10 protein-coding genes and 1 tRNA gene are annotated in these 13,157 nt (G+C 43.2%); 5 read left to right on the top strand and 6 right to left on the bottom strand.

Annotated elements, in window-relative coordinates; genetic code table 11:
• Nucleotides 1-205: 205 nt before the first annotated feature.
• Entirely contained in the window at nucleotides 206-508 is a 303-nt protein-coding gene (locus R8N28_RS17610) for a DNA base-flipping protein (RefSeq protein ID WP_033905036.1), read from the top strand.
• A 30-nt stretch (nucleotides 509-538) separates the two neighbouring features.
• Here the strand turns inward: R8N28_RS17610 and R8N28_RS17605 are convergent, their stop codons facing one another.
• Nucleotides 539-973, bottom strand: coding sequence for a YbaY family lipoprotein (locus tag R8N28_RS17605; protein ID WP_005378572.1), 435 nt, complete (start codon nucleotides 971-973; stop codon nucleotides 539-541).
• A 240-nt stretch (nucleotides 974-1,213) separates the two neighbouring features.
• Here R8N28_RS17605 and tesB point away from each other — a divergent pair, with 240 nt between their 5' ends.
• Nucleotides 1,214-2,074 carry an acyl-CoA thioesterase II gene (gene tesB / locus R8N28_RS17600; RefSeq protein ID WP_005378575.1) on the top strand — a complete coding sequence of 287 codons (861 nt, stop codon included), beginning with the start codon at nucleotides 1,214-1,216 and terminating at the stop codon, nucleotides 2,072-2,074.
• 68 nt (nucleotides 2,075-2,142) lie between these two features.
• Here the strand turns inward: tesB and R8N28_RS17595 are convergent, their stop codons facing one another.
• Together R8N28_RS17595 and R8N28_RS17590 are read right to left on the bottom strand one after the other, a co-directional pair.
• Nucleotides 2,143-5,184: a D-Tyr-tRNAtyr deacylase gene (locus tag R8N28_RS17595; protein WP_065274285.1), complete on the bottom strand. Its 3,042-nt coding sequence runs from the start codon at nucleotides 5,182-5,184 to the stop codon at nucleotides 2,143-2,145.
• Between the two features lie 456 nt (nucleotides 5,185-5,640).
• Complete coding sequence (locus R8N28_RS17590; RefSeq protein ID WP_017820003.1) at nucleotides 5,641-6,105, bottom strand: Lrp/AsnC family transcriptional regulator; 465 nt, start codon at nucleotides 6,103-6,105, stop codon at nucleotides 5,641-5,643.
• 138 nt (nucleotides 6,106-6,243) lie between these two features.
• On the opposite strand from R8N28_RS17590, the gene R8N28_RS17585 reads away from it, so the two are divergent.
• Nucleotides 6,244-7,338, top strand: a complete 1,095-nt coding sequence (locus R8N28_RS17585) for a PLP-dependent cysteine synthase family protein (protein ID WP_005389952.1) — start codon at nucleotides 6,244-6,246, stop codon at nucleotides 7,336-7,338.
• A gap of 64 nt (nucleotides 7,339-7,402) precedes the next feature.
• Here R8N28_RS17585 and R8N28_RS17580 read toward each other — a convergent pair whose 3' ends face one another.
• Entirely contained in the window at nucleotides 7,403-7,720 is a 318-nt protein-coding gene (locus tag R8N28_RS17580) for a DUF1244 domain-containing protein (RefSeq protein WP_005378586.1), read from the bottom strand.
• Between the two features lie 214 nt (nucleotides 7,721-7,934).
• On the opposite strand from R8N28_RS17580, the gene R8N28_RS17575 reads away from it, so the two are divergent.
• The gene (locus tag R8N28_RS17575; RefSeq protein WP_065274284.1) at nucleotides 7,935-8,510 is read left to right on the top strand and encodes a porin family protein; all 576 of its coding nucleotides are present in this window, start codon (nucleotides 7,935-7,937) and stop codon (nucleotides 8,508-8,510) included.
• Between the two features lie 80 nt (nucleotides 8,511-8,590).
• On the opposite strand, the gene vmeF is transcribed toward R8N28_RS17575, so the two are convergent.
• Both vmeF and R8N28_RS17565 read right to left on the bottom strand, forming a co-directional pair.
• Nucleotides 8,591-11,704, bottom strand: a complete 3,114-nt coding sequence (vmeF, locus tag R8N28_RS17570) for a multidrug efflux RND transporter permease subunit VmeF (RefSeq protein WP_065274283.1) — start codon at nucleotides 11,702-11,704, stop codon at nucleotides 8,591-8,593.
• Nucleotides 11,704-12,798, bottom strand: a complete 1,095-nt coding sequence (locus R8N28_RS17565; RefSeq protein WP_005378593.1) for an efflux RND transporter periplasmic adaptor subunit — start codon at nucleotides 12,796-12,798, stop codon at nucleotides 11,704-11,706. Before R8N28_RS17565 ends, vmeF begins: the two co-directional genes overlap by 1 nt.
• 292 nt (nucleotides 12,799-13,090) lie before the next feature.
• Here R8N28_RS17565 and R8N28_RS17560 point away from each other — a divergent pair.
• Nucleotides 13,091-13,157: transfer RNA gene (locus R8N28_RS17560), tRNA-Tyr, on the top strand.

Raw genomic sequence — 13,157 nt, 5'->3', positions numbered from 1 at the left:
TTGAAAGTCGTTGAGAGGGTCTAGATTCAAGCTTAGCTTGCGTTTGCTTCATGCTGTTTAAGGCTCATCAACCAACGACACTAAAGAACAGAAAATGTAATTCTTCAAAGTGAGTCGCTGACAACACAAGGGTTAAGAACCGTTAGCAATATACAAGTCCAATGGTTTACCATTCCTTAGTAATCCAAAATAGACACTTTTGAGTATGGACCAATTTTTAGCGCAAATCTTTGCTGTAATTCACCAAATTCCAAAAGGAAAAGTCTCCACCTATGGGGAAATTGCAAAAATGGCCGGTTATCCGGGCTATGCGAGACATGTTGGTAAAGCACTGGGTAACCTACCAGAAGACAGCAAACTCCCCTGGTTTAGAGTGGTAAATAGCCAAGGAAAAATATCTTTAAAAGGCAGAGACTTAGAGCGACAAAAAAAGAAATTAGAAGCAGAAGGGATTGAAGTCTCGGAAGTTGGCAAAACTTCACTTAAAAAATACAAATGGCAGCCTTAAGCTGCCATTTTTTGTTCTCAGTACGTCGTATTAACGTGTTCCAACTAGACGAATATCTAATTGGTGAGTTTGTGCTTCATCTGTAATAACACCGTTATGTGTGTCGCTGATAAAACGCAGCTTTCCATCTACCTCAATGCGAGCACGAACGCTGTAACGATGGTTTGGTTTGATTTCATTGCTGTCGTAACTCAACTCAAAAGAAAGAGGAACTTGCTTACCTTCCGTTTCGAATGTCTGTTTCGCCAACACTTTTGCTGGCGCATCCGCCAAGGACACATCTTCTAACGCAATAGTAACCACTGCGTTTGGTGGCAAGGCAATCCGCTCGCGATAAGCCACTGTACCTGTAATCGTCTTCATTGACGCTTCTGTAGATTCCATTTCTGTATTTTGAGAAGTTTGGCAACCCACTAACGCAGCCCCAAAGAGTAGAGAAGTAACAAGTAGTAGTGTTTTTTTCATATATTCCTCGAAAAGAGCATTAAACCGAAGCAATTATAGGTGTGGAATATAAAACTGTCTGCTTCCTGTCACTTTATTTGACAATAGTTTGACTGAGTTAGAATTTATCAAACAATTGATTTTGTTTCATAATTGGAACAATACTATTTCTAAGTTACTCAATAGTTCTTAACTATGCCACTTCACAAGAGTGAGGCTGTTGAGGTAACTTGGAATGAAAGACAACGGTGAGGAGACACAATGAGTAAACCACTACGAGAATTGCTCAGCCTACTACAACTCGAAAAATTAGAAGAAGGCTTGTTTCGTGGCCAAAGTGAAAACCTAGGTTTGCCTCAAGTTTATGGCGGTCAAGTAATTGGGCAAGCGCTTTCTGCTGCGCGCTACACCGTTGAAGAAACACGCACGGTACACTCCTTCCATAGCTATTTTTTGTACCCTGGCGATCCAGAAAAACCTATTATTTATGATGTAGAAAATCTGAGAGATGGCCGTAGCTTTAGCACTAGACGCGTAAAGGCAATTCAAAATGGACGCCCTATTTTTTACCTAACCGCATCCTACCATGGCGATCAACCTGGGTTTGATCATCAAAAAGAAATGCCAGATATCCCTGGTCCAGAAAACTTTGCCTCAGAGAGTGAGCTCGCAAGCCATATTGCAGAATTTCTACCCAAACGCTTACGCAAAACATTTTGCGGGGAAAAGCCAATCGAAACTCGCCCCGTTACGGTTATCAACCCTTTGAAGCCCAAAAAAGCAGAACCCAAACAGTACCTTTGGATTCGTGCTAATGGTGAAATGCCAGAGAATCAGCTAATTCACCAGTACCTTCTGGCCTACGCATCCGATTGGGGATTCCTTGTAACAGCAATGCATCCACATGAAGTCTCATTAATGACGCCTAACTTTCAAGTGGCCACCATTGACCACTCTATCTGGTTCCATCGCCCGTTTAAGATGGATGAATGGCTTCTATATGCGATAGAGAGCCCAACGGCGAGCAATACTCGTGGGTTGGTCCGTGGCGAAATATACAACCAGCAAGGTCACTTAGTGGCGACCGCCGTGCAAGAAGGGGTGATGCGCTACACGAAATAGCTCGTGTTCGCTAGACGAAAAAAGGAGTGCTGTTCCGCACTCCTTTTTTAATGGGTATCAAACGATGATTAATTTGGTTGATACTTCATGTTAACAACCGACCATTCGTAAAGTGATTTCGGGTAACCATATTCGCCTTTCCCGTAAATGACATTTGGGTCGGCATAGAATCCACCTTTATTCGTTGCTAAAAATTCACGAACCCCACGACGGTAAGTAATCACAGGTGCTACTAACTCATACTCTACCTTTTCCATCTTCGAGTCATCAATTATTAAGAACCGAGTCATACGAATCGTGCTGCCGCTGGTGCAGTATCCTGGGTCATCATAGTCAATTGCTTCAAAAGGCTTGAGATCATCTTCGAACAGCTCTGATGTACATCCATCAAATCGAGCTAAGTGTACCCACGCTCCTTTTATTAGAGTTGGGTCATCGTTACCCACCGGCTTGAATGCAAGTAGTGCAATCTTACCTTTGCCGTATAATTTCAATTCTTCGTCCGTTGGCTCACGCACTGAACGAACGTTCATCAAACCAAACTCACTTTCTTCTAAGTTAGAAAACTCACGTGCATTTAGCGTGCTAAACAATACTGTTTGTTCAGTTTCAAGCAATGTATATTGATCCGCAACACCTTCATCTGCAAAGCTTAGATACAGCTGGACTTTCTTACTTTCCAACGCTTTGTAATCTCGAGATTCTCCTTCCGAAATGTCGAGAGAAATCCAACGTCTTTTTACTGGCGGGAGATCAAGTAACGTCAGCTCTTCCTTATCAACATCTAATGAAGCGACTCCTTTAATTGTTGAGCTGGATATTTGATAGCTGCGGTTTCCTATTGGTGTACCAAAGTCTAGCTTAACCTTTTTAAATGGTTCAAATTCCACCTTCATTGTAGAAGCACTTAAACCAGGGTGATTCGCTTTGTTAATAGTGCCATTTACGACGATTGTTTTAGCTTTGTAGTTGCGCCCAGTAAGGGTAACCTCTAATTGGTACGTGCCTGCATGCAGGATTTTCAAACGCCCTGTATCAGGAGAAACTAGCTCGACCACAGGGTCTTTTTGGTTAATAAGACGGTAACTTGCCTTCGCAATCCCACCACTCATCACTGGTGAGATAACACTACCAGCGGAGAATTCTACCGTTGGGTAAGTAACCGATACCGGGTTTGTGCCTTGTTTAATCGTGACCGAGAAACTACTTTCACCCGGATCCACTTTGTCGTCCCCCGCATCCGAAACAATAATTTTTGTGCTACCCGCGTTAAGAATTTGCATGGCACCCGTTTGGCTGTTTAAGGAAACCACATCTATTGCTGCGTTGTCTGCAAATCGGTACGTAACTTCCCCAACCGTACCAGAGATTTTCGGCGCAACAAATGTTTGGCCAACCTTCCAAATCTCTTCCACATCGGATTGAACTTCAATTCGGCTCGGCGCGCTCAAAATTGTCACGTAGACTTTTTGATCAGGACCAACGGTATAATTCGCGCTCTCTTTTCTGCGCACAGTTAGCGTCGCTTTACCCGCTTTATACACATGGAGACGTCCTTCACTAAAACCACCGACAACATCTGGTGCGGTGTTATCTACAATCTCAATTTGCTCGTCAGCACTCAAACCAAAATCACGGTGAAGATCAAAACTGTATTTGTTGCTGTATACAACGTCATAATCGTGCGTTGCCATCGGTTGGCCTTCAGCCTTTGCAACTTTGATGACGACATTAAATTGAATAGGTTGGTAGAACTCCCCACCATCGTCTTCAAACTTAAGGTCGTACTCACCCGCAGTCACTACCTCCAACTTGCCGTCAGTCATTCGTAAGCCATTAGGTAAGCTGCTAACTAGATTTACGTTACCTTTTTGCCCTTTAAACGTCAGAGGGATTGAAAGATTTGGTTGATAGGTAAGCGGCATTTCAATGTCTTTTATAACGGGATGAGGCGCGCGATTAACTTCAAGATCAAAACGAGTTTTGCTTGCAGGATAATTACGCATGTCATGCTCGTAAATTTCCACTTCAGCAGCACCAACACCTTTGATCAGTAATGCTTCACCATTTTCAGTTTTAGCGACAACGTCTTCACCACGAATGATTCTCAGCTCATAGTCACCGTAGGCGTTCGTCACCTTAGGGAAAATTCGTCCACCTTCCTCATAAGTTGTGACGATATCCGCTGCGCTGATTTCTTGACGCTTGCCTTGTTTTATATCCACAAAAAATTGCGCTGTTTGCTGTTTATCCAGAAACGCGTCGCTGTAAGTTGCAGTCGCTTCAACCGTTAATCGACCAACATTATGAACAAGAAGCAAGCCCGTTTCAGGATCTAGCAACTCGGCCACCTTGCTGTCTGGTACGCTATTTATAATTTTGTAAGAAATACGTTGCGTTTGAGCTTTATCTAGACGCACTGGTTCTAACGTCAACCCTTCTCGATACTCGTCTTCAAGCAAAGCGAACTGTAATTGCCCCGGAGCTACTGCATGCAGTTTAACCGTAGCGCGAACTTGTTTCGGCAAGTAAAAGTCGTTACCTGAATCAGTAATCAGCACCGATGCCTGACCAACTGAACCTAATGAATATACCGAACCGTTCTCATCAACACGAATCAAGTTATGACCACTTTCTACCTCATAACTCAGTTCGCCTTTTTGGCCACGGACGATCAACGCTTTTCCTTCTGACTCAATCGCATTGAAATTCAGATCACTCACTGAAAGTTCAGTATTGATGCCTCGCTCTACAGTGACAGAAAATCTTGCTTCAGAAGATTCATAAGCAGAGCTACTATCTGTAGCAAGAATAGTCGCCGTTCCTGGGCGCAGAATTTGTAGTATTCCTGAGTCATTAATTTTCACGACATTTGGCGGATTAGAATCAATGACTTGGTAAGATACCGACCCATGTACATTGCTCAGTTTTGCTTCAGTAACCGTTCCCACTCCTTCAAACTTCAACACCGTGTCTTCCACTTTTAATTGCGGACGGTTCTGCTTTGTTATCGTAGTTGGTGTCTTCGTATTGTTCGGCTTAGAGTCTCCCCCACCGCCACAGCCAGCGAGTAAAGCTGCGAGAAAAAGCAAATAGTAATTTCTGTTCATTTTTAGTAATACTTTGTTACATACAAGATGGGGCGATAATAATACGATGTTTTATTAATCACTATCCCCATTTTTGAGTACTTTATTACTTAAGTAATTGCTACTGTATTAATCCTAAAAACAAATAATCAAAAATAGCGACCAAATTACATGAAAACACAAAAAGCAAACGTTTAAATCAAACTCTTCCATTAATTTAGTAAAAATTAATATTCAATAAAATAAAACATGAAAAAGAAAGAGAAAAAATTGCGTTATTTTTTCTTTCGTTATGATGTATAGGATTAATGGACTGCAAAAACAAATGGTTAATGAAAAATAGAAGAGAGAATAAATATCGTTTATATTTATAAAAATCTGGTAGGAAATAGTTTTAAAAGCATAATCAAACTACCTTTTAACATTTAAAATACTAAAAGGTAGAATTAACATTAGATAGAATTCTTATAGGGCGAGTTATTTTAGGATTGGTAACTCTGTTGTGTATTTAATGGACTCCATAGCAAATGTTGAAGTCACATTAGATAGCCCTTTTACGCTATTAACTAACCGCTTATAGAATTCGTCAAAACACTTCATATCTTTGACTAGTACTTTCATCATGTAGTCATACTCGCCAGCCATACGATAAAACTCCATTACCTCAGGAAAGTCACTCACAGTTGTAACAAAATGGTGATACCAACCTTCGGAATGATCAATCGTTTTTAACTGAACAAATGCAATGAAAGATAGCTCGAGCTTTTCTGTACTTAACAACGCCACGCGTTTTTCGATGTAGCCCTCTTCTTCCAACCTTTTCAAACGCTTCCAACATGGCGTCGTTGTCAGATTTACCTGCTCTGCTAACTCATTTAATGACAAGGTGCTGTCGGTTTGTAACAACGCAAGCAGCTGTTTATCGACCCGATCCAAACTCATCCTATAAAACCCACGAAGTGTAGAAAACTTTTCTATAAAAATAGTCATTACCGGCAACTATAGCAAAGTTTTTCTCTCGTATTATAGGTAAATTATTCCCATCTAATGCTTATCTATCGATTTCCAAGGAGAGACGCCATGTGTACTGACCACAACTGGATCAACAATGCAGTGCGTAAAATTGAAGCAGACTTTCAACGTTCTGCTGATACTCATTTATTTAAACTTGAACTGCCTTCTCTTGATGGTATCGATATCTACCTAAAAGATGAGAGCACGCATCCAACAGGCTCTCTTAAGCATCGATTGGCGCGCTCATTGTTTCTTTATGCTATTTGTAATGGATGGATTGGTCCTGAAACCACTGTAATCGAGGCGTCCTCAGGCAGCACTGCCGTTTCGGAAGCGTATTTTGCGCGTTTACTTGGCTTACCGTTCATTGCCGTCATGCCGAAAACCACTGCACGTAAAAAGATCGAACAAATTGAATTTTACGGTGGTAAAGCGCACCTTGTTGAACGATCAGATCAGATTTATGACGAGTCTCGACGCTTGGCTCAAGAACTAAATGGTCACTACATGGACCAGTTTACTTATGCTGAACGCGCTACTGACTGGCGCGGTAACAACAACATCGCGAACTCTATCTTTAGCCAAATGGAGTTAGAAGATCACCCGATTCCTAGCTGGGTAGTGATGAGTCCTGGAACAGGCGGCACATCAGCAACCATTGGCCGTTTTATTCGTTACCAAAAATACGACACTAAGCTTTGCGTGGTAGACCCTGAAAACTCAGTGTTTTACGATGCTTTCCAGTCAGGAAATCACTCATTGAAAGGCGATACTGGCAGCAAAATTGAAGGTATCGGGCGACCACGTGTCGAACCAAGTTTTATTGCTGGTGTCATTGATGAAATGCGCAAAATTCCAGACGCAGCCAGTGTGGCAACCGCCCATTGGGTATCTCAGCTGATTGGGCGTAAAGTCGGCGCATCAACAGGCACCAATCTTTACGGTGTGCTGCAATTGGCTTGTGAGATGAAACAACGCGGTGAGAAGGGTTCTATCGTGACGCTTCTATGTGATTCTGGAGAGCGTTACCTAGATACGTATTATGACTTAACATGGGTAAAAGAGAACATCGGCGATATTCAACCTTACTTAGCTCAACTCGAAGTCATTCAAGCAAAAGGTTGCGTTGAGCCAGCTTGTTGCGGCTCAACTAACGCTTAACGTGCAAACTGGACTTTAAAAAAAAACAGCCCAACTTCATGTGGGCTGTTTTTATCGCTGGGTTTTACTTTTTCTGGCGCGCTTCAAACGCAGCCAATTGTTCTGGCGTTGCCGCTGGTTGATGATTTTGTTTCCATTCATCGTAAGTCATGCCGTAAACACGTTCGCGAGCGTCATCAATATCTAAATCCAAACCGAGATTTTCAGCCTCAGATTTATACCATTTGCTAAAGCAGTTGCGACAGAAGCCCGCAAGGATCATCAGGTCGATGTTTTGTACGTCTTTGTTAGCATCTAAATGCGCCAATAAACGGCGAAATGTCGCCGCGTCTAACTTATCTTGTTCTTCTTGAGTCAAGTTTTTGTATTTGAATTCAGCCACTTTCCTTTCCTTCTCTCTTATTTAGCTAGCTTTCGTCACCATATCTAGTTAGTCGGTAGTCATGAGTAAGAAGTATGCTTTAGCGCAACAATTCCCATTCTAAAATCACTACCTTTGATAAAAGCTGATATGATAATTACCATCCATCCTATTGATTAAATTAACATTTAAACAAATCATTACAACGGTCTTTTACCAAGGTTATCGTCTAGTTATGAAAAACGCCATTCTATTATTGTCTGCCTTGACCATTAGCGTGCCAACTTTAGCTGCTCAAGAACAAGCTCATCAATCTTATTTTTATCTGGGTACTGGTAACGTTGGTTTTGATACACCGTATTTCGGCTCGGATAGAGACAATGAGTGGTCAACACCACATATCACAGTTGGCTGGGGTTACCATATAAACCAATACCTCGCGTTTGAAGGGGTTCTGCGCTATTCACAAAATGAACTTAAGAACGATGCTCTAAAAACTGACTTAGATCTTCACTATTACCAAGCAGGTATGTCTGCTGTTGTAACAAGTGATGACTTAGGCGATACGCCGCTGTCACTGTTTGGTCGCGTAACTGCGCTTGGCACTCAAGCTGAAATGTATGTTCCAAACGAACAAAAAGTCACAGATGATTCAGGCGCGCTATTCAACATCGGTGCTGGTGTCCATTGGGATATGAGCAAAGATATCTGGTTACGCGCAGAGTACATTTATAATGTCGCGGATATGGGTTTTGAAGATTTTTACGACAGCTACGAAGGTGTACAAATCAGCCTAGGGAAACGCTTCTAATCGAACGCTTCCGAGCTAACTTTAAACCGATAAAGAGAAGCCGAGGTTATTACCTCGGCTTTTATGTTTTAACGTTTGATTTAAGGGTGCGCTATACGGCCCTTCGTATCATGGCTAATTGCTTTGTTTAACTCTGCTTCTACATGACCTGGTGCTTGTGTTTTCGCCGAAATCAATCGGTACATTGCCGGGATAACAAACAAGGTCACCAATGTCGCAAACCCCATCCCGAAAAAGATTACCGTACCCACGGCAATACGGCTCTCATAACCCGCCCCTGTCGATACGATCAACGGAATTGCGCCAGCAAGTGTGGTAAACGCAGTCATCAAGATTGGACGTAGACGTCGCGCAGCTGCATCAATGATCGCTTTTTCAAACCCAACGCCACGATCACGTAGCTGATTGGCAAATTCTACGATCAAAATACCGTTTTTCGTCACCATACCAATCAACATGATCATGCCGATCTGGCTATAAATGTTCATACCTTGGCCCATAATAACTAAACCAAGGAAGCCACCAAATACACCCATCGGCACCGTAAACATGACCACTAACGGGTTTACGAAGCTTTCAAACTGAGCCGCCAACACGAGATACGCCACTAGCAGTGCCAATGCAAACACAACAGCAACACTCGCTTGGTTCTCTTTAAAGTCTTTCGACTCCCCCGAATAACTCACCGAAATGTCACCCGGTAAGTTGTCGATGGCTTCCTGGTCTAGGTAATCCAGCGCATCTCCTAATGTATAACCTTCCGACAGGTTGGCAGTAATAGTGATGGACTTCTGTTTGTTGTAGTGAGAAAGACGAATAGAGGCCGCCACTTCTTCAATTTTTGTGACCGCATCTAACGTCACTAGCTGACCGCTATTCGTGCGCAGATAAATCTGACTTAAATCTGCAGCATTATTAAAGCTATTTTCATCACCGCGAAGATACACATCGTACTCTTCGCCACGCTCAACATAAGTCGTTTCGCTTTTACCACCGAGCATGATTTCTAGGGTGTCAGAAATGTCTTGAACACTGACTCCTAGCTCTGCGGCACGCTGTCGGTCAACTGTAACCAATAACTCAGGCGTTTTTTCCGAGTAATCTATCTCTGCTCCTTCCATCATTGGTGATTCTTCTGCTTTGTTCTTTAGCATTTCAGCCCAAACAACGAGCTCATCGTAATCAGAGCCGCCTAATACGAACTGAACTGGCTCACTCGAACCACCTTGGAAACCTGGCATAAATGGGAACACTCGAACATCTGGGATACCTGCCAATTCTTTCCGTACTTTGTTAAGGGCTTGCTGAGCCGTGATATCACGTTCGTTCCAATCTTCTAGAATCATGATCACAAAGCCTGTCTGGTCTCCTGCCTGGCCACCAAACGCTGGCGTTTGGATACTGAATGACTTCAGATAACCTTGCCCTAGTAATGGCATCAATCGGTCTTCGACAATATCCATATTGGCTGACATACGATTGTATGACGTAGCATCTGCACCGCGCACAAACGCGAATATCACACCGCGATCTTCTTGTGGGGTCAGCTGGGCCGGTACCTGATTCATCAAGAAATAGCTACCGCCCAAACAAGCTAGAATCACCAGCGGAGCAGCCCAACGTACTTTCAATGCGCCTTTCAATAATGCGCGATAACCACTCTCAAGCTTGCTAAACAAGCGATCAACCGCTTCATTGAATCGATTTGGTTTTACATTCGCTTTCAAAATCTGACTACCTAATACAGGAGTCAGCGTCAGGGCAATCAAAGAGGAGAATATGACCGACATAGCCAGCAATACAGAAAACTCTGTAAATAGTAGACCTACCATGCCATCCATAAAGGAGATCGGTAAGAACACCATCACCAGCACTAATGTTGTTGCTATAACAGCAAAACCAACCTCTCTTGTGCCTTTATATGCGGCGAGTAATGGCGATTCACCGCGTTCAATATGGTGGAAGATATTCTCTACAACCACAATTGCGTCATCCACCACCAAACCAATCGATAATATCAACGCCATCAAGGTGATCAAGTTGATAGAAAACCCAAAGTAGTACGCGGCAATGAACGAAGAAATCAGAGAAACAGGAACCGTAACCGCAGGAATTAAGGTTGCACGAGCTTGGCCGATGAAAATGTACAACACCAAAATCACCAAGCCGCCTGTGATAAATAGCGTGCTGTACACCTCTTCGATTGAACGCTCGATAAACACTGTCGCGTCGTAATCTATCGCAAGACGTGTACCTTCTGGTAAGAACTTCTGGATGTTATCGACTTCAGACCTAACCAGCTTCGCTACTTCTAACGGGTTTGCGTCTGACTGCGGTACCACACCAAGACTGATGTTTACTACACCATCACTTTTGAAGGTTGAGTTTTCGTTTTCTGCACCAATGAAGACATCTGCTACATCTTTTAAATAGATAGGTGTATTGTCGCTTGCGCGTTTAATGACAAGATATTGAAAATCTTCAGGCGTGTTATAAGTACGAGCCGTACGCACGGACATTACTGTTGAGTCGTTGCGAACTTCACCACCTGGGCTTTCTAGGTTCTCACTTCGCAAAGCTGATGTAATGTCCGAAGCTGTAACTGAACGTCCAGCCATTAGTTCTGGCTTAAGCTTCACGTACATGACCTTGTACAAACCACCGGAGAGATCAATGGAGCTAACCCCAGAGATCAGGCTAAAGCGGTCCATCAATACACGTTCGGCATAATCCGTTAATTGAGTACGGTCCATCTCTGCAGAACTGAGATTGATGTAGAGCGACGCCTCTCCCGAGCCATTGTTCTTATAAACAATAGGGTCATCCGCTTCATCAGGTAGCGAGCGCTGAGCACGAGCTACGGCATCACGCACGTCGCTCACACCTGTGTTGAGATCGTAACCTAACTCAAACGTGATCGTGATACGCGACATGCTGTTACGAGTAGTGGAGCTAATTTCATCAACCCCACTGATCCCAGAAAGCTGGTCTTCCAAAACGGAGGTAATTTGGCTTTCAATAATAGTCGCCGATGCACCCTCATAACGCGTACTGATAGAAACGACTGGGCTTTCTATATCAGGCATTTCACGAACGGCTAATTTGGTGAATGACACAAAGCCAAACACACACAACAGCATGCTCAGAACCAACGCCGCGACAGGGCGTTTAACTGAAACGTCGGACAGTAACATTAGTTTTCTTCCTCATCCGATTCACTGTCATTGCGTGTCACATCCGTGGTGTTCGCTTTTAGTGGCGCGACAATTTCTTTCACTTCGACACCATCACGCATGTTAACAATGCCTTGAACCACAATCTTGTCACCAATCTCAACACCAGATTCGATCACCACCTCGTTGCCAACACGAGCACCTAGCGACACTTCTTGACGAGTAGCTTTGTTATTTTCATCAATTACATATACAAAACGTTTAGTTCCGGAGTATTCAAGTGCTTGAACAGGAATGATTGGCGCCTTAATAGCAGGAAATGCTAGTGAAGCGTTCATCAACATGCCCGGCTTCAATTGATTTTCTGGATTATCAAACTCAATACGCACGCGAAGATTCAGTGTTTCGGCACTGATCCGCGTATCAATACCTGTGACTTGACCAGTAAAGGTCTGGCTACCCCATGCACTGGTTTTAGCGATGACTTCCATACCAATAGAAAGCATCGATAAATAGCGCTCCGGTACTTGTAAATCCAGTTCCATGACGGAAAGATCATCCAACGTCAAAAGTTCAGTACCCGCACTGACCATTTTGCCGCGGCTAAAATCGATAAAACCAACAGTGCCAGAAAATGGGGCAGTAATATGGAGGTCAGCTAAATTGGCTTGAGCAGCATCAAGCCTCGCTTGTGCTATTTCAACACTGGCTTTTTGTGCATCGATTTCAGTTTGAGTAATCGCATTCCGCTTAACCAAACGTTGGAACTCTTTTAACTTACGCTGTTCATCTTTTAGATACGCCTTTGCCTCAATCAAAGCGGCTTGAGCCTTATCGTCATCTAACTTAATTAATAGCTGGTCTTGCTGGACATTTTGATTCGCTTTAACAGCGATTTGATTCACTTTGCCAGCGACTTCCGATGCGACAACCACAGACTCCGCTGCCTTTAATTTGCCGATAAGAGTTAAGGATTGATTGATCTCATGCGTTTCTACTTGTTCAGTCACAACAGTAACCGCTGAGCCTCCTCGCATCGCAGCGCAAACCGATGGAGAACTCAGTAATATAGAAAGCGTTAAAACAGATAACGATAACGTGGCTTTCATGCTCATGATATTGACTTCTAAACGAATAAACTTATGTCATTAAACTGCTTACAGTTTATCAGTAGATACGGTGTTTAACGTCAAGTAGTGTAAATTCAAGTAAAAAGCGCGCCTCTCTTCTGTTCAAAGGACAAACAAAACGCTGACTTTCTACCATCTTTGCCCAAAAAGACAGCATTCAACGTAAAAACGTAAGAAAAACGCTTTACAGCCTGAGCGAGTTTGCTATGATTCGCTCCGCACTTGGGAGATGAGTTGGGAAAACATCTTACTAAGTATAAAAATCCTCTGGAGGGGTTCCCGAGTGGCCAAAGGGAGCAGACTGTAAATCTGCCGGCACTGCCTTCGATGGTTCGAATCCGTCC

Source organism: Vibrio sp. Vb1554 (genome assembly GCF_033344235.1).
This window is presented reverse-complemented; position numbering and strand designations above follow the sequence as displayed.

Excerpts from the sequence above, each read along its gene's own strand:
- R8N28_RS17610 (WP_033905036.1), top strand. The coding sequence starts at position 206 with ATGGACCAATTTTTAGCGCAAATCTTTGCTGTAATTCACCAAATTCCA.
- R8N28_RS17605 (WP_005378572.1), bottom strand. The coding sequence starts at position 973 with ATGAAAAAAACACTACTACTTGTTACTTCTCTACTCTTTGGGGCTGCG.
- tesB (WP_005378575.1), top strand. The coding sequence starts at position 1,214 with ATGAGTAAACCACTACGAGAATTGCTCAGCCTACTACAACTCGAAAAA.
- R8N28_RS17595 (WP_065274285.1), bottom strand. The coding sequence starts at position 5,184 with ATGAACAGAAATTACTATTTGCTTTTTCTCGCAGCTTTACTCGCTGGC.
- R8N28_RS17590 (WP_017820003.1), bottom strand. The coding sequence starts at position 6,105 with ATGAGTTTGGATCGGGTCGATAAACAGCTGCTTGCGTTGTTACAAACC.
- R8N28_RS17585 (WP_005389952.1), top strand. The coding sequence starts at position 6,244 with ATGTGTACTGACCACAACTGGATCAACAATGCAGTGCGTAAAATTGAA.
- R8N28_RS17575 (WP_065274284.1), top strand. The coding sequence starts at position 7,935 with ATGAAAAACGCCATTCTATTATTGTCTGCCTTGACCATTAGCGTGCCA.
- vmeF (WP_065274283.1), bottom strand. The coding sequence starts at position 11,704 with ATGTTACTGTCCGACGTTTCAGTTAAACGCCCTGTCGCGGCGTTGGTT.
- R8N28_RS17565 (WP_005378593.1), bottom strand. The coding sequence starts at position 12,798 with ATGAGCATGAAAGCCACGTTATCGTTATCTGTTTTAACGCTTTCTATA.